The 15,378-nt window shown below is 68.1% G+C and carries 16 protein-coding genes; 8 read left to right on the forward strand and 8 right to left on the reverse strand.

What is annotated here, in order from left to right:
• Window positions 1-100: 100 nt before the first annotated feature.
• Complete coding sequence (locus VKV26_12930) at window positions 101-1,366, reverse strand: PLP-dependent aminotransferase family protein (protein HLZ70798.1); 1,266 nt, start codon at window positions 1,364-1,366, stop codon at window positions 101-103.
• Between the two features lie 223 nt (window positions 1,367-1,589).
• Here VKV26_12930 and VKV26_12935 point away from each other — a divergent pair, with 223 nt between their 5' ends.
• Window positions 1,590-2,393, forward strand: a complete 804-nt coding sequence (locus VKV26_12935; protein ID HLZ70799.1) for an aldolase/citrate lyase family protein — start codon at window positions 1,590-1,592, stop codon at window positions 2,391-2,393.
• A 97-nt stretch (window positions 2,394-2,490) separates the two neighbouring features.
• Here the strand turns inward: VKV26_12935 and VKV26_12940 are convergent, their stop codons facing one another.
• Both VKV26_12940 and VKV26_12945 read right to left on the reverse strand, forming a co-directional pair.
• Window positions 2,491-3,573, reverse strand: a complete 1,083-nt coding sequence (locus VKV26_12940; GenBank protein HLZ70800.1) for a DEAD/DEAH box helicase — start codon at window positions 3,571-3,573, stop codon at window positions 2,491-2,493.
• A gap of 325 nt (window positions 3,574-3,898) precedes the next feature.
• Window positions 3,899-4,516: a TetR/AcrR family transcriptional regulator gene (locus VKV26_12945; GenBank protein HLZ70801.1), complete on the reverse strand. Its 618-nt coding sequence runs from the start codon at window positions 4,514-4,516 to the stop codon at window positions 3,899-3,901.
• A gap of 176 nt (window positions 4,517-4,692) precedes the next feature.
• Here VKV26_12945 and VKV26_12950 point away from each other — a divergent pair, with 176 nt between their 5' ends.
• The 3 genes from VKV26_12950 (at window position 4,693) to VKV26_12960 (ending at window position 8,755) form a co-directional block, all read left to right on the forward strand.
• Window positions 4,693-5,766, forward strand: a complete 1,074-nt coding sequence (locus VKV26_12950; GenBank protein ID HLZ70802.1) for a hypothetical protein — start codon at window positions 4,693-4,695, stop codon at window positions 5,764-5,766.
• A 125-nt stretch (window positions 5,767-5,891) separates the two neighbouring features.
• Complete coding sequence (locus tag VKV26_12955; protein ID HLZ70803.1) at window positions 5,892-7,022, forward strand: hypothetical protein; 1,131 nt, start codon at window positions 5,892-5,894, stop codon at window positions 7,020-7,022.
• Window positions 7,023-7,195: 173 nt separating this feature from the next.
• Window positions 7,196-8,755 (forward strand): FAD-dependent oxidoreductase, encoded by a 1,560-nt coding sequence (locus tag VKV26_12960; GenBank protein HLZ70804.1) that lies wholly within the window; start codon window positions 7,196-7,198, stop codon window positions 8,753-8,755.
• A gap of 17 nt (window positions 8,756-8,772) precedes the next feature.
• Here VKV26_12960 and VKV26_12965 read toward each other — a convergent pair whose 3' ends face one another.
• Window positions 8,773-9,030 (reverse strand): Lrp/AsnC ligand binding domain-containing protein, encoded by a 258-nt coding sequence (locus VKV26_12965; protein ID HLZ70805.1) that lies wholly within the window; start codon window positions 9,028-9,030, stop codon window positions 8,773-8,775.
• A gap of 184 nt (window positions 9,031-9,214) precedes the next feature.
• Between VKV26_12965 and VKV26_12970 the strand changes: the two genes are divergently transcribed.
• From VKV26_12970 to VKV26_12985, 4 genes are all read left to right on the forward strand, one after another.
• The gene (locus VKV26_12970; GenBank protein ID HLZ70806.1) at window positions 9,215-9,436 is read left to right on the forward strand and encodes a hypothetical protein; all 222 of its coding nucleotides are present in this window, start codon (window positions 9,215-9,217) and stop codon (window positions 9,434-9,436) included.
• A gap of 45 nt (window positions 9,437-9,481) precedes the next feature.
• Window positions 9,482-11,113 (forward strand): chaperonin GroEL, encoded by a 1,632-nt coding sequence (groL, locus tag VKV26_12975; GenBank protein HLZ70807.1) that lies wholly within the window; start codon window positions 9,482-9,484, stop codon window positions 11,111-11,113.
• Window positions 11,114-11,268: 155 nt separating this feature from the next.
• The gene (locus VKV26_12980) at window positions 11,269-11,601 is read left to right on the forward strand and encodes a rhodanese-like domain-containing protein (GenBank protein HLZ70808.1); all 333 of its coding nucleotides are present in this window, start codon (window positions 11,269-11,271) and stop codon (window positions 11,599-11,601) included.
• Window positions 11,602-11,797: 196 nt separating this feature from the next.
• Window positions 11,798-12,472 (forward strand): HAD family hydrolase, encoded by a 675-nt coding sequence (locus tag VKV26_12985; protein ID HLZ70809.1) that lies wholly within the window; start codon window positions 11,798-11,800, stop codon window positions 12,470-12,472.
• Here the strand turns inward: VKV26_12985 and VKV26_12990 are convergent.
• The 4 genes from VKV26_12990 to VKV26_13005 all read right to left on the reverse strand — a co-directional run bounded on the left by VKV26_12990 (window position 12,469) and on the right by VKV26_13005 (window position 15,377).
• Entirely contained in the window at window positions 12,469-12,711 is a 243-nt protein-coding gene (locus VKV26_12990) for a hypothetical protein (protein HLZ70810.1), read from the reverse strand. The genes VKV26_12985 and VKV26_12990 overlap by 4 nt on opposite strands.
• Before the next feature lie 179 nt (window positions 12,712-12,890).
• Window positions 12,891-13,217, reverse strand: coding sequence for a DUF2007 domain-containing protein (locus VKV26_12995; protein HLZ70811.1), 327 nt, complete (start codon window positions 13,215-13,217; stop codon window positions 12,891-12,893).
• A complete protein-coding gene (locus tag VKV26_13000) occupies window positions 13,214-13,879 on the reverse strand; it encodes an LON peptidase substrate-binding domain-containing protein (protein ID HLZ70812.1) in 666 nt (221 codons plus the stop codon). Before VKV26_13000 ends, VKV26_12995 begins: the two co-directional genes overlap by 4 nt.
• A 49-nt stretch (window positions 13,880-13,928) precedes the next feature.
• The gene (locus tag VKV26_13005; protein ID HLZ70813.1) at window positions 13,929-15,377 is read right to left on the reverse strand and encodes a 4-hydroxyphenylacetate 3-hydroxylase N-terminal domain-containing protein; all 1,449 of its coding nucleotides are present in this window, start codon (window positions 15,375-15,377) and stop codon (window positions 13,929-13,931) included.
• Window position 15,378: the final 1 nt, after the last annotated feature.

Consider the following 15,378-nt stretch of genomic DNA (forward strand, 5'->3'; position numbering starts at 1 on the left):
GGCGAGACTCCCGATCGCATCGTTCGTGACGGGCACGCGAAAGGGGCGCAACACGGTGCGCCCCTCCCAATAGCGCGTTGGGCTCTTCGCGCGCCGCGGTTTACCCGGCGGCGCGGGCGAAAGCACGCGCCAGGCGACGTGCGCCCTCGCGCAAATCGCCCGGCGTCTCAGTACTGAGCGCTAGGCGCAGGTGCGAGCTGTCCTTTTGGTCCAGGAAGAAGTTGCGGCCGGGCACGACGAGCACGCCCTCTTCGGACGCGAGCTGCGCGACCTTGGCCGAATCGATGCCGTCGCGGCATTCGAGCCAGATGAAGAAGCCGCCCTTCGGCCGCACAAAGCGCGCGTACGGTTCGCACTCTTCCAGCAACGTTGTGGCCAGCGCGTCGCACTTCTCCGCGTAGATGGCGTGCAGCTTCTTGATGTGCCGCGCCCAGCCGCCGGAGACCACGAACTCCGCCAGCGCCCGGTGCAGCAGCGGGCTGGCGCCCATGTCGAAGCGCATGCGCACGCAGGCTTCGATGAAATCGCTGCGGCCCTGCAGCCAACCGACGCGCAACCCCGTGGCCACCGTCTTGCTGAAGGTGCAGGCGCGCAGCACACCCTGCCCGCCGGCGACGCTGTAGACGCTGGGAATCGGCTCTGCATCAAAGCCGAGGTCCGCGTAGGCATCGTCCTCGATCACGATCACGCGGTACTGATTCGACAGCTCGACCAGCCGGCGGCGGCGCGCCAGCGTCATGTAGACGCCCATGGGATTGTGGAAGTCGGGGATCGTGTAGATCGCCTTGACCGGCTCGCCCGCGCGCTGCTGCCGTTCCAGGGTCTCGGCCAGCGCGTCCGTGTTCATACCGTCGTTGTCCATGGGCACCGAGATCAGGCGCGCCTGGTGGCCGCGGAAGGTGCGCAGCGTGCCGGAGAAGGTCGGCGATTCGGTCAGTACGATGTCGCCCGGATTGATGAAGGCCGAACTGAGCAGGTCGATGCCGCCGGCGCTGCCATTGGTGAGCACGAAGTTCTCTGGCCCTTGCTCGACCCGGTCGTTTGTCGCGGAACGTTGCGCCAGCGCCTCGCGCAAAACCTCGAAGCCCTGCGTACCGCCGTAGCGCAGCGCCTCCGAGGGCACATCGTCCAGCACCCTCGCCAACGCCTCCAGCAGCTCCTGCTTCGGCAGGCTCGCCGCATCAGGAATGCCGCCGGTCATCATGATCGGCATCGTGCCCGCCTGCGGCGGTGGCGCCCAGCCCGCGTCCGTGGTGGTGCCCACGCCGATCGACCGTGCCGCGTCGGTGATGAAGTCGAGAATCGACGCCGCCTGCCAGCCACCGGCCGGGGACGAGGCTTCAGCGCGGGATTTCTGATCGAGCATGGCGTCTCCTGTCCTTCACGCACGAGTACGGCCGCCTGCGACGAGCCGCCTGTAACAAACATGGTAGCCCCTTTGCGGGCTCGCCGCATAGGCACGGAATGGTTCGCTCGCACGCCAAAATTGGCCCGGTTTGACCCTGCGCAGCCCCGCGGCCAGAATGCGGCTGAAGCCCGGCAAATCAGCGTGGCCGGAAGCGGGCAGCCGGCGGAAGGGACGATGCGCAATGCGTGAAAACCCGGTGCTGCGGGCCTGGCGGGAGGGCAAACCGACGGTCGGCGCCTGGCTGTCGTTGCCGAACACGTTCACGGCCGAGCTGATGTCGCACCAGGGCTTCGACTGGCTGACGATCGACATGCAGCACGGCCTGATCGACTACGGCGACGCCGTGCACATGCTGCAGGCGATCAGCACGACCGAAGTCACGCCCTTCGTGCGCGTGCCCTGGAACGACCCGGCGACGATCATGAAGGTACTCGATGCGGGCGCCTACGGCGTGGTGATCCCGCTTGTCAACACCCGCGAGGAGGCCGAGCGCGCCGTGGGCGCCGTGCGCTATCCGCCGCGCGGCTTCCGCAGCTCCGGCCCGATCCGCGCGGCGATCTACGGCGGCTCAGGCTACCAGGAGGGCGCTCACCAGAACATCGCCTGCATCCTGATGATCGAGACGGCCGACGGCATCGCCAACCTGGATGCGATCCTGAGCGTGGACGGGGTGGACGGCATCTACATCGGCCCTTCGGACCTGAGCTATGCGCTGGGCATGCCGCCGCGCATGGACAACGAAGACCCAACGCACCAGGAGACCGTGGGCAAGATCCTGGCGGCCTGCCGCCGGCATCACGTGGCGGCGGGCATCCACACGGGTGGCGTCGCCTTCAGCGCCAAGTGGCTGAAGATGGGCTTCCAGATGGTGACGCTGACCTCGGACGCCAACTGCCTGGTGCGGGCGGCGCAGCAGCAACTGCGGGATCTGCGCGACGAAACCGGCCTCGCCACGGCCGTGGGCGACCGGGCGACGGTGTATTAGTCTCCGCCGCCGGGCAAGTCTCGCCGAAACGCCGAAGCCCCCTCGTCGGCTCGCGGCGGAGCGGAGGGGGCTGTTCGTTGCGGCCTTGGCAGTGCGGCTACGCGCTGGCGCGGCCTGGGCCGCCGTAGAGGCGCAGCAGGCCGCGGCGCAGATCGCCGTTAAGGTAGCGCTTCAGGACCTCAAGGCCTTCGAGATCCCACTCGCTGATAAACGTGACCGCCGTGCCGGCGTTGCCGGCGCGGCCCGTGCGCCCGATGCGGTGCACGTACTCTTCGGTGGTTTGCGGCAGGTCGTAGTTGACGACGTGTGTCACGTCCTGGATGTCGAGACCGCGGGCCGCGACGTTGGTCGCGATCAGCACGCGGATCTCGCCGGCCTTAAACGCCCGCATCACGCGGTCGCGTTCGCCCTGGTTCATGCCGCCGTGAATGCCGCAGGCAGGGATACCGCGCCGGTGCAGGTCCGCCGCCAGACGGTCCACGCCGATCTGCGTGCGGCGGAAGCAGAGCACGCGCTGCGTCTGCGGCCCGTCGAGCAGTTCCAGCAGACCGGGCAGCTTGTCGCGCTCCGAAACCTCGTAGTAGACCTGGTCGATTGTGGCGACGGTGACCTCTTCGGGGTCGATGCTCACCCGCACTGGGTTGCCGAGATAGCGCTGCACCATCTTGCGGATGAAGGGCGGCATCGTGGCCGAAAAGAGGGCGGTTTGCCGTGTGCGCGGCGTGCGACGCAGAATTGTCTCGATCGCATCCGCGAAGCCGATGTCCAGCATCTCGTCCGCCTCGTCGAGGATGACGATGCGCACGGCGTCGAGCTTCAGCGTGCCGCGGCGCAGGTGATCGATCACGCGGCCGGGCGTGCCGACCACGATCTGGGCGCCGGCGGCCAGCCGCGTCAGATCGTCTTTGATGCGGCGCCCGCCGACGATCGGCACGACGCACAGATCACGGCCCGCGCAGGCACGCACGGTCTCTTCCGCGACCTGCGTCGCCAGCTCGCGCGTCGGCGTGAGCACGATGGCTTGCGTGCTGCGCGACGCGGGATCGATGCGCTCGGCGATGGGGAGGGCGAAGGCGAGCGTTTTGCCGGTGCCGGTCTGGGCCTTGCCGACGAGGTCACGCCCGGCGAGCATCGGCGGAATCGCCTGGGCCTGGATTGGGGTGGGCTCCTGGAACTGCATCTCGGCGACCGCCGCGAGCGAATCTTTGCCGAGGCCGAGCTTGCGGAAGCCGGAGGTTCTGCTGAGGGCGCGGCGGCGGGGCGGTGAGTCCGGTGGCGGGGCTGCGGCGATTGGCGCGTTGACTGCTGATTTCTCTTCCGCGACGGCGGGCCGCGTACGGCGCCGCGCGGGCCTGGTGTCGGTGGTAATCGTGAAAGCCTCCTGTGCACGGGTCTATCCGTGTATTCACTTGACATGATAGCACACTGCAACAGCCGGCGCGGGTCGGCGACGAGAGCGGTGGTTGACGCTGTTCGTTCGAATCGGTCGAGAGGCTAACGTGCGCTTAGCGCGCCAGTAGGCCGGCGGCGTAGTAGCTCACGATCTGGTCGGTGCCGGCGACGATCGCGGCGGTGTTGTCGAGTCCTGAGCCGCGAATGTAGTAGTGCATGATGCCGATGATCGCCCGGGCGCAGTTGTCCACATCGAGCGATCGCAACTCGCCGCTGCGCTCGCCGTCGCGCAGGATGCGCTTGAGGATAGCGACGACCATGCGGCCGTGCGCCGCGGCGATCTCGGTGAAGACCGGTGCGGGCAACGTGGGCAGCTCGCGCAGGCCGACGGCGAGGCCCGGGAAATCCTTGAGAAAGCAGGTGAGATAAAGACGGGCAAAGGTGCCGAGGCGGCCGACGGCGTCGCCCTGCTCCGCAATCCGCTCGTTCAAGCGCTCCTCCAGGCGGCCGAGCTGCTCCCCCACCACGGCGGCGAAGAGGCCGTCCTTGCCCTGGAAGTGGTAGTAAACCATCGGCTTCGTCGCGTGCGAGCGCTCGCTGATCCGCCGCAGGGAGCTGCCGTGATAGCCGAACTGTTGAAACTCCTCTGCCGCCGCTCCGAGGATGCGCTCCTTGACGCCCGGCGGCCTGGTTCTGGTCGTCGGTGCGCTTGCTGCCGCCGTGCTCGTCACTCCCGCCTCCTTGGCCTGCCCCGCCTGTCCCGCATGCTAGCACCGCCCTCCGCTGCCGCGCGAACCGCGCCTTCAACATGCCCCGTCTCAAGATCCTTGACAGGCGACGCCCCGAGGGGGTATGACCAAACTATACCATCGGTAAAAACCCGCGGGAAAACGCCGGAGGGAGAGCAATGCCGGTCAGCGCCGCCATGTTGGAGCAACTTCGCACCGAACCCAACGCGCCGGGCCTGGATCTGAGCTGGCTGAAGCCGGGCACGCCCTGGGGCTCCCGCGCGAACTTCGGCCGCAAGGGCTTCACGATCGAGCAGGCTGAGCAAGGCAGCTACGGCCAGGTTCCCGACCTCACCGCCAACTACACCGGCCGCCCGCGCGGCGCCGGCGTCCGGCCCGAGGCGCCGCGGCTCGGCCCGCGCTGGACCAACAAGTCGGAATCGTGGTCGGCGTCCGTGCAGATGCTTTACGAAGAGGCGCAGGCGCGGCAGTGGTCCAGCGCCGTGGACGTGCCCTGGCACGAGCTGTCCCAGTTGCCGGACGACATGGAACTGGCGATGTGCCAGCTCTGCACGTTTCTCACCCAGGTCGAGTTCATCGCCGCCGACCTGCCCGGCCGCTACCTGCCGCAGATCAGCGCCGACCACTACGAGGTCGCACTGTTCGTCGGCACGCAGATCATGGACGAGGCGCGGCACGAGGACGTCTTCCGCAAGCGGGCGCTGGCGAACGGCTGCGGCCTCCTGCAGGCCGGCCCCGGCGCCGTTGGCCTGCTGCAGGTCACGGACTTCACCGAGATGACCACCATTCTCCATCTGGTAGCCGAGGGTTTCGTCCAGAGCCTCTTCCGCATGGGCGAGCTGATCAGCAGCAACGAGGCGGAGAAGCGCATGTTCCGCCTCGCGGCGCAGGACGAGAGCCGCCACGTTGCCTTCGGCGTGACGCACATGAAGTACCTGATCGAGACGGAGCCGGAGCGGCGCGAGGAGATCCACCACTACCTCGACCGCCAGGAGGGCCTGCTCGGCACGACGCAGGCCGGCCTCACCAGCGGCGGGCAGTCGGCAGAGGCGCTTGCAATCTTGCTCGGCGGCGGCAAGCACCAGACCGACCTCGGCTATCAGAAGCTGATGGCGATCCGCCGGCGGCAAATCAACGAGTACATGCACCGGCTTGAAGTCGTCGGCCTGGGCGACCGGCGCGAGCGCATGAACCCGGACATGCAGAAGTTCCTCGATCCGCCGCGCAACTAGCTCGGCGCCGTTCGCGGTCTGGCTGGAGCCGGCCGCGGCGCATAGCCCGTCTTGACATCGCGCGCCGCTTCGGGTTGACCGGCATTTGCACGTCAATCGGTTCAAGGGCCCAGGGAGGCAAAGGCGTGACCACTCAGTCCACCAATGAGCAGGCGGCCGCAGAGCAGCAGCCGGAGCGCGACTTCGCCTGGATGCGCGTGCCGACGCAGCGCGGCATGAAGCCGGTGATCGGCCCGCAGGGCCTGCGCATCCGCGACATCGACCAGGGCAGTTACGCCTTCGTGCCGGACCGCTGGCCCTACAAGACCGACCTGCCGCGCGGCGCCTTCCCCGCCACGCAGACGTTCCTCGAAGCGAGCTACTCGCTCTACGACAAGTGCGACGTCTGGTCGGAAAACGCCGCCGACCTCTATGAGGACGCGATCCGCGACCGCTGGGCCTCGGCGACCGATGTGCCCTGGGAGGCGCTCAAGCCCTACGACGAGATCGCCGAGCGCGCCATCTGCCAGATCCTCACCGAGATCTCAGAAGCATCGCTGGTCGGTATGCAGATCTTCTCCGCCTGGCTGGAGCGGATCAGCTACGGCTTTTACGAGGTCAAGAGCTACCTGGCGACGGAGATCTACGACCTCGGCCGTCACCACGAGGCGCTGCGCAAGCGGGCGCTGGCCAACGGCGGCGGCCTGGGCCTGCAGTCTCCGGGCATGTACCACCGCGCGATCACTTCGGCCATGCGGCTGACCGAGTTAGTCATCGCGCAGAACCTGGTGCGCGGGCTGTACCACGTCGTGGTGCTGGAGGCGCTGCGCGAGGCGGCCAACAACGACGCCGACCGCACGCTCTATTCTCTCGTGATCCGCGACCTCTGGCGGCAGATCGACTTCGCGGTCGGCCACGTCGATTACTACCTGAAGTCGCAGCCGGAGAAGCACGACCAGCTCCACGTCTGGCTCGGCCGGGCGGAGCTGCTGCTGGTCGCCGAAGTGCAGCGCGACACGCCGTTCAACGAGGCGCTGATTCTGCTGCTGGGCGACTCCGTGGAGGAGGGCCGGCAGCGGCTCACGCAGCTGCGCCAGCGCTTTGTCGCGGCCTATCTGCACCGGCTCTACGCGGCCGGCGTCTACAACCGCCTGGAGAAGCTGGCGCCCGAGATCGCGCGCTACGCGCCCGAGGGCGCCGCCACGCCGAACACGGCGTTGATGACACCTCCGTTTCCCGATCCGCTCGCACGGCCGGCCCAGGCCGTGGCGGTCTAAGATGGGTCCAAACCCGGATGGAATAGCGGGCTGGCCGTGGGGCCGGCCCGCTTTCGATTGTGTGACAGGTCACAAACCGCGCGAAGTGCACCGCCTCCGGTGCTGGCGCAGGCTGTGCTCAACCGGTGACAATGGAGGCGTTGGGCGGGGTGGCACCGCCGCCGGGGAGCGGCATGGCAAACAGCATCTGGGCACGGCTGAGCATCTCGGCCCAGCCGAGCGACAAGCAGTCTCCCGAAGAGCGCGTCAACAACTGGGAAGAGGTCTACCGGGGACTCGACCTCCAGCGGGCGCGGCTGGAGGCGGCCCGCTGCATCCACTGCCCGACCACGCCCTGCATCGAAGCCTGCCCCGCGCACAACGATATCCCCGGGGCACTGCTGCTGCTAGAAGGCGGCGACCCGATCGGCGCGGCCAACAGGTTCCGCGAGACGTCAAACCTGCCGGAGATGTGCGGCCGGCTCTGCCCGCACGAGCGCCTGTGCGAGGGCGATTGCCCGGTTGGTTTCGCCATTCGCCCCGATGGTCGCAAGGAACCGCCGGTGGGGATCGGCGTGCTCGAGGCGTTCGTCGCGGACACGCAGCGGGCGCAGCTCGGCGGCTTTCCCCTGCCGGCCGATCTGCCTGAGCCGAGCGGCCGGCGCGTGGCCGTGGTCGGCTCGGGGCCGTCCGGTCTCACCGTGGCCGAGGAGCTGGTGAAGCGCGGCCACGAGGTCACCGTCTTCGACCAGTGGCCGTCGCCGGGCGGGGCGCTGGCGCACGGCATTCCCAACTTCAAGCTGGCGAAGCGCATTCTCAGCGAGAAGCTGCGCTTCCTCACCATGCTCGGCGCCGACTTCGTCAGCGGTGTGCGCGTGGGGCGAGACGTGAGCGTGGACGAGCTGCTCGACGAGGGCTTCGACGCCGTCTACCTGGCGACGGGAGCCGGGGTGGACCGCGAGCTGCGCATCCCCGGCGCCGCGGAGTACGAAGGAGTCTCGACGGCCACGGAATTCCTGCTGCGGGCCAACGCCGCCAGTGGTCGGTTGCTCGCCTCCGGCAACGGCGCGGCGCCCATGGCCCTGGTGCGCCAGGAGGAGGCGCCGGCTGTGGTGGTGATCGGCGGTACCGATGCCGCCATGGACAGTGTGCGCACGGCGTTGCGCATGGGCGCCTCGTCGGTGACGCTGGCCTGCAGCGGCACACGCGAAGAACTGGCAGCCCGCGCCGAAGAAGAGACCGACGCGCGCGCCGAGGGCGTGCTCTTCCGCTTCGAAACCGAGCCGGTGGCCTTCACCGGCGACGCCGAGGGCCGGCTGACGGGCGTGCGTCTGCGGCGGCTTGAGCGCGGGGAGGTGGATGACGGCGGCCGCCTGCGCCGTTTCGCGGTGCCTGGCTCGGACTTCGAGATCCCTGCCCGCCTTGCCGTGATTGCGATCGGCTACGAGCCCGACCCGCTGCTGCGCGAGGCCACCGAAGGATTGAACACGAACGGCAACGGCTACCTGCATACCGAAAGCGCGGACGGCCACACGAGCCGCCGCGGTGTTTTCGCCGGCGGCGATGTCGTGCACGGAGAGGGACTCGTGGTTACCGCGATGACCGCCGGCCGCCGCGCCGCAGCCGCGATCGACGCTTACCTGCGCGAGCTCGAGCTGCAGCCGTCGGCGCCGTCCTCGCTGCCGCCGGTGGCTGGTTCCGCGCCGCGCAACCGCTGGTTCCGACGTGCGCGGTCAAATGGCGGCTCCGCCTGACTCGCTCCCGCCGCCGCTCAGCCGCCGGCGCCGGGCGCTGGAAAGGCGTTGAAGGTGAGCAGGGTAAACGTCTCGCGCACGTGTGGTATGGCCTGGATTTCGTGCGTCACCAGCCTGCCGAGGTGGTCGATGTCCTCGATGTAGAACTTCAGCAGCAGGTCGTAGGCGCCCGAGATCGAGTAGCCCTCGGAGAAGGCTTCGAGGTTGCCGATGCGCTGGGCGACGGCCTCAACCTGTCCCGGTTCGACCTTGACCAACACAAACACGGCGCGCATCGCCGCCTCCTCCGCGTGCTCGCGCCCAGGATAGCAGACGCAGGTGCAGACCAAAGTGGTTCGTGTCAGAAGTTTAGCACTCTCACTGCCCGGTTGCTAATAGCCATGGCCGCACGATAAAATCCGCAGAGCGGGCGGTGTCTCGGCGCCGTCCGGCGAGGACTGCGGAGGCACGATTAGAGCGATGGCGGGCAAGATCGGCATTTACCTTAACCCGAAGCGCCTCAAGGCGTTCCGCGCGAGCACGGTGCACGCCGCGCCGGCAGAGCCGGAGTGGGTGCTGATCAGTGAAGACTCGATGATCGGCATGGTCACGGTCCGCGAGCTGGCGAAGGAGCGGAAGCTCGTGCCCGACCCGCAGCAGATCGAGTGGATCGGCCGCACCGACGAGCCGGCCGAGACGTAATGGCGCAATAGCGCAGCGCAACAGCCACGGAGGGACGAGCAGGCAATGCCCGCAAAACAGGTTTTATTTGACGAATACGCGCGTGAGTCGTTGAAAACCGGCGTGGATATCGTCGCCAACACGGTCAGGGTCACGCTGGGGCCGAAGGGCCGCAACGTCGCCCTCGGCAAGCGGTTCGGCGCGCCGACGATCACGCACGACGGTGTCACCGTTGCCAATGAGATCGAGATCAAGGACCGCTTCGTCAATCTCGGCGTGCAGATCACCAAAGAAGCCGCGAGCAAGACCGGCGACGTCGCCGGCGACGGCACCACGACGTCCACCGTGCTCGCGCAGGCGATGGTGCACGAAGGACTGAGGAACATCGCCGCCGGCGCCAACCCCATGGCGTTGAAGCGCGGTATCGAAGCCGCGACCGAGGCCGCCGTCGAGGCGCTGCAGGCGATGGCGATTCCCGTCTCCGGACAAGAAGGGCTGACGCAGATCGCCACGCTCGCCAGCGCCGACACGGAGATCGGCGAGCTGGTGGGCGAGGCGATGCACCGGCTCACGGCCAACGGTGTAATCACCGTCGACGAGGGCCAGGGCATGCGCTCCGAAATCGAGTACGTCGAAGGCATGAGCTTCGACCGCGGCTACGTTTCGCCGTACCTTGCGACGGAGACCGAGCGGCAGACGGCCACGCTGGACGAGCCCTACATCCTGATCACCGACAAGCGCATTTCGGCCGTGGCCGATGTCGTGCCGGTGTTGGAGCAGGTGCTGCGTTCCGGCAAGAAGGAGTTCCTGATCGTCGCCGACGATTTCGACGGCGATGCGCTCGCCACGCTGATCGTCAACAAGCAGCGCGGCAACCTCACGGCGGTGGCGGTGAAGGCGCCCGGCTTCGGCGACCGTCAGATGGATATGCTCGAAGACCTCGCCCTCCTCACCGGCGGCCAGGTGATCTCGGAGAAGACCGGCCGCAAGATGGAGAGCGTAACCCTGGCTGACCTCGGCGCCTGCCGGCGGGCCGTGATCACCAAAGAGGAGACGACGATCATCGAAGGCCGCGGCTCGCATGACGCCGTAGCCGGCCGCGTGAAGTCGCTCAAGATGCAGGCTGAGGACGCCGGCTCCGACTACGACCGCGAGAAGCTGCAGGAGCGCATCGCCAAGCTCGCGGGCGGCGCCGCCGTGATCCACGTCGGCGGCACGACCGAGACGGAGATGAAGGAGCGCAAGGCGCGCGTCGAGGACGCGCTGCACGCCGCTCGCGCCGCCTCCGAAGAGGGGATCATTCCCGGCGGGGGCGTTTCGCTGGTGCGTGCAGCCGCGAAGCTGGACGGGCTCGGCCTCTCGGGCGATGAGAAGACCGGCGCGGCGATCGTGAAAAAGGCGCTGGAAGCGCCGCTGATGCAGATCGCGGAGAACGCGGGGCGCGAGGGTGGCGTCGTGGTGAACGGCGTCCGCCGCGAGCAGGAGTCGCGCGGCGACCAGAACATCGGCTTCGAGGTGATCAGCGGCGAGTACGTCGATCTGCTCGACGCGGGCATCATCGATCCGCTGAAGGTGACACGGGCGGCGCTGCAGAACGGCGCCAGCGTCGCGGCGCTGCTGCTGACGACCGAGGCCCTGATCACGGAGATCCCGCAGCCCGAGACGCCGATGCCGATGCCGGAGATGGACGACTACTAAACCGCCGCGGTGACGGCTGCCGTAACGGGCCGGTGCTTGCCGCCGGCCCGTTGCTTGCGCCAGGATGGTGCGCATGCGGTGTGCCTGCAGGCGCCGCGCCTGCTATAATTGAGTTACTGAGTCAACAATCATCGAAGTCAGCCAGGAGGTCCGCCGTGGCGGTGAAGAACCCGCAGGAACCGTTTACCCGCGTCTCGGTGCAGGAGGCGAAGGCGATGCTCGACAAGGGCGACACCGCCTTCATCGACGTGCGCGAGCCGGGCGAGTTCGCCGAATACCATGCCGCCGGCACGACGCTGATTCCGCTCAACAGCGTCTACAACCGCCGCGACGAGCTGCCCGACGACAAGGATCTACTCTTCATCTGCAAGATGGGCCAGCGCAGCGCCCTCGCCTGCGAATACGCCGCAGCGGGAGGCAAGACACGCCTGTTCAACGTCGAGGGCGGCACCGATACCTGGCGCGACTCCGGCCTGCCGATGGGCTAAGCAGTCTTCCCGGCCGCGCGGCCCTCACACCCGGTTCATCCTCTGCTCTCAATCCTGGGCGAGGGGAGTTCGCCTGGGTGCTGGCTCGAAGCTGTGCCGGGTTAACCGTACCGACTCCGCAGCGCACTCTACCCAGGATCGCCCCTTCTCCCAATCCTGGGAGAAGGGGACGGGGGATGAGGGCCGGCCACACGCGATGATGACGATCTTCCTCTTCGACATCGACATGACGCTGATCCGCACAAACGGCGCCGGGCGGCGGGCGATGACGCGCACCTTCCGCGAGTTGTACGGCGTCGACGAAGCCTTCGCCGGCATGGAATTCGCCGGCCGGACCGATGGCGCCATCCTGCGTGACTGCTACGGCCGTCACGAACTGCACGAGCGCGACCTGGCGATGGAGTTTGGGCGCTTCCGCGCGATCTACTTCGATTTGCTCAAGGAAGAACTGGTGGCCGGCCCCGCGACCGACGTATTGCCCGGGGTGGCGATGCTGCTCGAAACACTGGCGGCGCGGCCCGACGTGCGGCTGGGACTGGGCACCGGCAACTATCGCAGCGCGGCCGAAATCAAGCTGCGGCACGCCGGCATCTGGGACCCGTTTCTTGATGGCGGATTCGCGGATGACTCCGAGGACCGGGCGGAGGTGATTGCGGAAGGGGCCCGGCGCCTCGGCCGAACCGCGGCCGACCGCGTCTGGATCGTCGGCGACAGCGAACACGACGTGAGCGCCGGGCGAGCGAACGGGATTCCGGTGATCGGCGTGGCCACGGGCCATTGCTCGGCGGCGACGCTCACCGCGGCCGGTGCGAACGCCGTGCTGTCCGACCTGGCGGACGTGCCGGGATTCCTGGCTCTTACGTTGTCCTAACGCCGCCGCGCCTCGAAGAACGGGCAGGCGGCGGTATCTTCATAGGGATACGAGAATCCGCTTGCCGGGTGGTCGCAACTGCCGCGCCCGCCCGGTTCGTTGTTCGGCAGCCAGTTGCGGCAGCCACCGCAGGTCAGCGTGATCGCCGCGGGCGCGAGCAGTGCGTCCCAGGCGCGCTCGGCCCACGGCGTGAGCGAGTCGTCGTCGCGCGAACGGCGCGGCTGGGCCGGCGCGGACAAGGCTGTTGGGCCACGTGGCGCCGCCGCGGCCGTGGCGGCGCGACCCCTGCGCCGATCGCGGAGATCGCGGCGATTTGCGTGGCGCTGCTCGCCGGCACTCCACCCGTCTTCGGCCAGCTCACGATCGAATCGCTCCCGACTCGCACGTTCCTCGGCGCGTTGGCGCCTGCGTTTCTTACTCATTGGGGCGGCTCGGATGCGCGGTGATCCCCGCGCCGCAAGACTCGACGCCAGCGGCGTGGGCGGTGGTGCCGCGGCTCTAAAATCGGCTCCGCCGGCTCTGCGTTGACGATCGCCCGCGCGGCTTCGAGATCGCCTTCAAGCACAAGCAGTTCCAGGGTGAGCGCCGCGCCGCCCGACCACGCCGCCAGCGTATCGACGTTGCGCACCAACGAGCGGATGCCGGCCTGCGCCAGCGCATCGCGCCAGACCTCGGCGCTCACGGGGTCTTCCGCCACCGCGAGGCGCACCAGGCGCTCACCACGGCGATCGTGCTGGCCGCTCAATTTGTCGCTCCGAAGCCGCCGTACTTTTGCTGCTGCTGCGCCTGCACCCGCGCGAGCAGCAGCCGGTTGGTCTGATCGAGGATGCGTTCCTCGCGCTCGAGGCAGCCACGCACCGTCCTGGTTTCGAGCAATTCCTGCTTCACGCTCACCTCGACCTCAAGGCGGCTGGCGATGAAGTCCGCCAGCATCTCCGGCCGCGACGGCAGCGAGACGTGGCGCGTCCACTGATCGCCGAGCTGCAGCGTCCAGCGGTAGTGGTCGGAGAACAGCGCCGACACGCGCGCCGCCGCGGCCGCCGTCGTCTCCTCGCTCGCGTCGGGCCGCTCCAAGAACTCCACCGTCGCCTGCAGGTACGGCTGTGAGCGGTCCGCATCGAGGATGCGAAACCGGTCCACGCCCACGGTAAGCAGGTTGAAGCGGCCCTGTGGCAGCCGCTCCACGCGGGCGATGCGGGCCGTCGTGCCGACGCCGTGTGGAACCGCGTCGCCGCCCACTTCGACGCCGGCCTTGATCAGCACAACGCCGAAGGCGCGCCGCTCGTCGATGCAGCGGTTGATCATCAGTTTATACCGCTCTTCGAAGATCTGGAGCGGCAGCGCGCCCCCCGGAAAGAGCACCGTGCCCAGGGGAAAAATCGGCAGCAGCGACCCGCCGTCGCTCACGGTCGCAGCGTCCTTTCTGCGAGAGCGTCGCGCCTGGTCGGGCCAGGGATCAGGCGATGCCCGCCATCGAGCGCACCAGGTCCAGGGTGCGCCGCGCGTCGTAGGCGCGGGCAATCATCAGCTTCTCTGCTTCGAGCGAGCCTTCGGCGTGGATCGCCAGCACCTCTTGATAGCCGCCGTATTCCGATGAGGTCAGATCCTTCACGAAGTTGATCGCCCGCAGGCGCTCGCGGCCGTCCACGCCGGCCCGACCGCCGAAGTAGTGGCGCAGATACGGCCCGATCTCCTCGCTCTCCACATCCTCCACACCCGGACCGGTCACCAGCAGCCCGCCGGTGATGTCCTGCACCATCGCCACGGCCTCGTGGTAGTGGTGCGCGAAATGATATTTGGCCATGTTGACAGTCAGCGCGTCGGGCGCCGCGATGCCGAGTTCGCCCACGCGGCAGCGCAGGGCGGCATGGTGCGTGAGGCCGCGCAATGTCTCCGCATAGCTGATCAGCTGAATCAGCTTGTCGCGCACGTGCGCCGCGCGGCTGATGCCGTTGTAGTCGGCCATCAGCTGCGCCGAGCCGACCAGCGCGTCCACCAGCGGCAGCTTGTACGAGATCGCGGTGAAGCGGTGAAACTCGACGAATCCGAGGGCAAGCGGGCCCGCGTACTGCCACTCGCCGGCCAGAAACACGCGCTCCCAGGGCACGAAGACGTCGTCGAAGACGGTCGTCGTCTCCATCATCTTGTGGCGCGCGCTGATCGGGAACTCGAACTCGGTGCGCTCCTCCTGGCCGGAGGAGCCGTACGGGCTTGCGAGCAGCTTCAAGCCGGGCGTGTTCAGGGGAAGGGCAAAGGAGACCGCGTACTGGGCGTCGGCCTCACCCATGGCCCGCGTCGGCAGCACGATCAACTCGTTAGCGTTGGTGGAGACCGAGGTGTGGCACTTGGCGCCGCGCACGACGATGCCGTCGTCCCGCCGCTCGACGATGCGCACGTAGTAATCCGGGTGCTCCTGGTCGGCCGGCCCCTTGGCGCGGTCGCCCTTGACGTCGGTCTGTGCCACGGCCAGTGCCAGGTCGCTGTCGCGGCAGTGCTCGTAGAACGCCTTGACGCGCGGCAGGTACTGCGTGCCCAGCTTCGCGTCCAGCTGCGCCGCGACCAGGTGCAAGCCGAAGAGGGCATCGGTGCCGATCTCCTTGATCAACACCACCAGCGTGTTGCCCAGCGCCGTCGCCTGCTCGATCAGGGCGCTGCGCTTGAGCAGGTCGTCCACGTTCTCGGGCAGTTTGTAGTAGCGGCTGTATGGCGCTCCGGGGCCGTCGCTGACCACCGCCAGCTCGTGGTATCCGGGGTTCTCGGCCATCTCGTAGTCGATCGCCGCGTGATCGACGGCTACTCTGATCACTGGATGGGTGGTGACGTCGTCCACGCGGGCGCCGCGAAAGTAGACCGTGCGGCCGTCCTTGAGGCTGTCTCGATACTGCTGGGGGGTGCGGAGTGCCACC

The sequence above is a fragment of the Dehalococcoidia bacterium genome, assembly GCA_035310145.1.
GTDB lineage: Bacteria > Chloroflexota > Dehalococcoidia > CAUJGQ01 > CAUJGQ01 > CALFMN01.

What these genes read in the sequence shown, in the direction of transcription:
- VKV26_12930 (HLZ70798.1), bottom strand. Translation starts at nt 1,366, where the DNA reads ATGCTCGATCAGAAATCCCGCGCTGAAGCCTCGTCCCCGGCCGGTGGC.
- VKV26_12935 (HLZ70799.1), top strand. Translation starts at nt 1,590, where the DNA reads ATGCGTGAAAACCCGGTGCTGCGGGCCTGGCGGGAGGGCAAACCGACG.
- VKV26_12940 (HLZ70800.1), bottom strand. Translation starts at nt 3,573, where the DNA reads ATGCAGTTCCAGGAGCCCACCCCAATCCAGGCCCAGGCGATTCCGCCG.
- VKV26_12950 (HLZ70802.1), top strand. Translation starts at nt 4,693, where the DNA reads ATGCCGGTCAGCGCCGCCATGTTGGAGCAACTTCGCACCGAACCCAAC.
- VKV26_12960 (HLZ70804.1), top strand. Translation starts at nt 7,196, where the DNA reads ATGGCAAACAGCATCTGGGCACGGCTGAGCATCTCGGCCCAGCCGAGC.
- VKV26_12965 (HLZ70805.1), bottom strand. Translation starts at nt 9,030, where the DNA reads ATGCGCGCCGTGTTTGTGTTGGTCAAGGTCGAACCGGGACAGGTTGAG.
- VKV26_12970 (HLZ70806.1), top strand. Translation starts at nt 9,215, where the DNA reads ATGGCGGGCAAGATCGGCATTTACCTTAACCCGAAGCGCCTCAAGGCG.
- groL (HLZ70807.1), top strand. Translation starts at nt 9,482, where the DNA reads ATGCCCGCAAAACAGGTTTTATTTGACGAATACGCGCGTGAGTCGTTG.
- VKV26_12985 (HLZ70809.1), top strand. Translation starts at nt 11,798, where the DNA reads ATGATGACGATCTTCCTCTTCGACATCGACATGACGCTGATCCGCACA.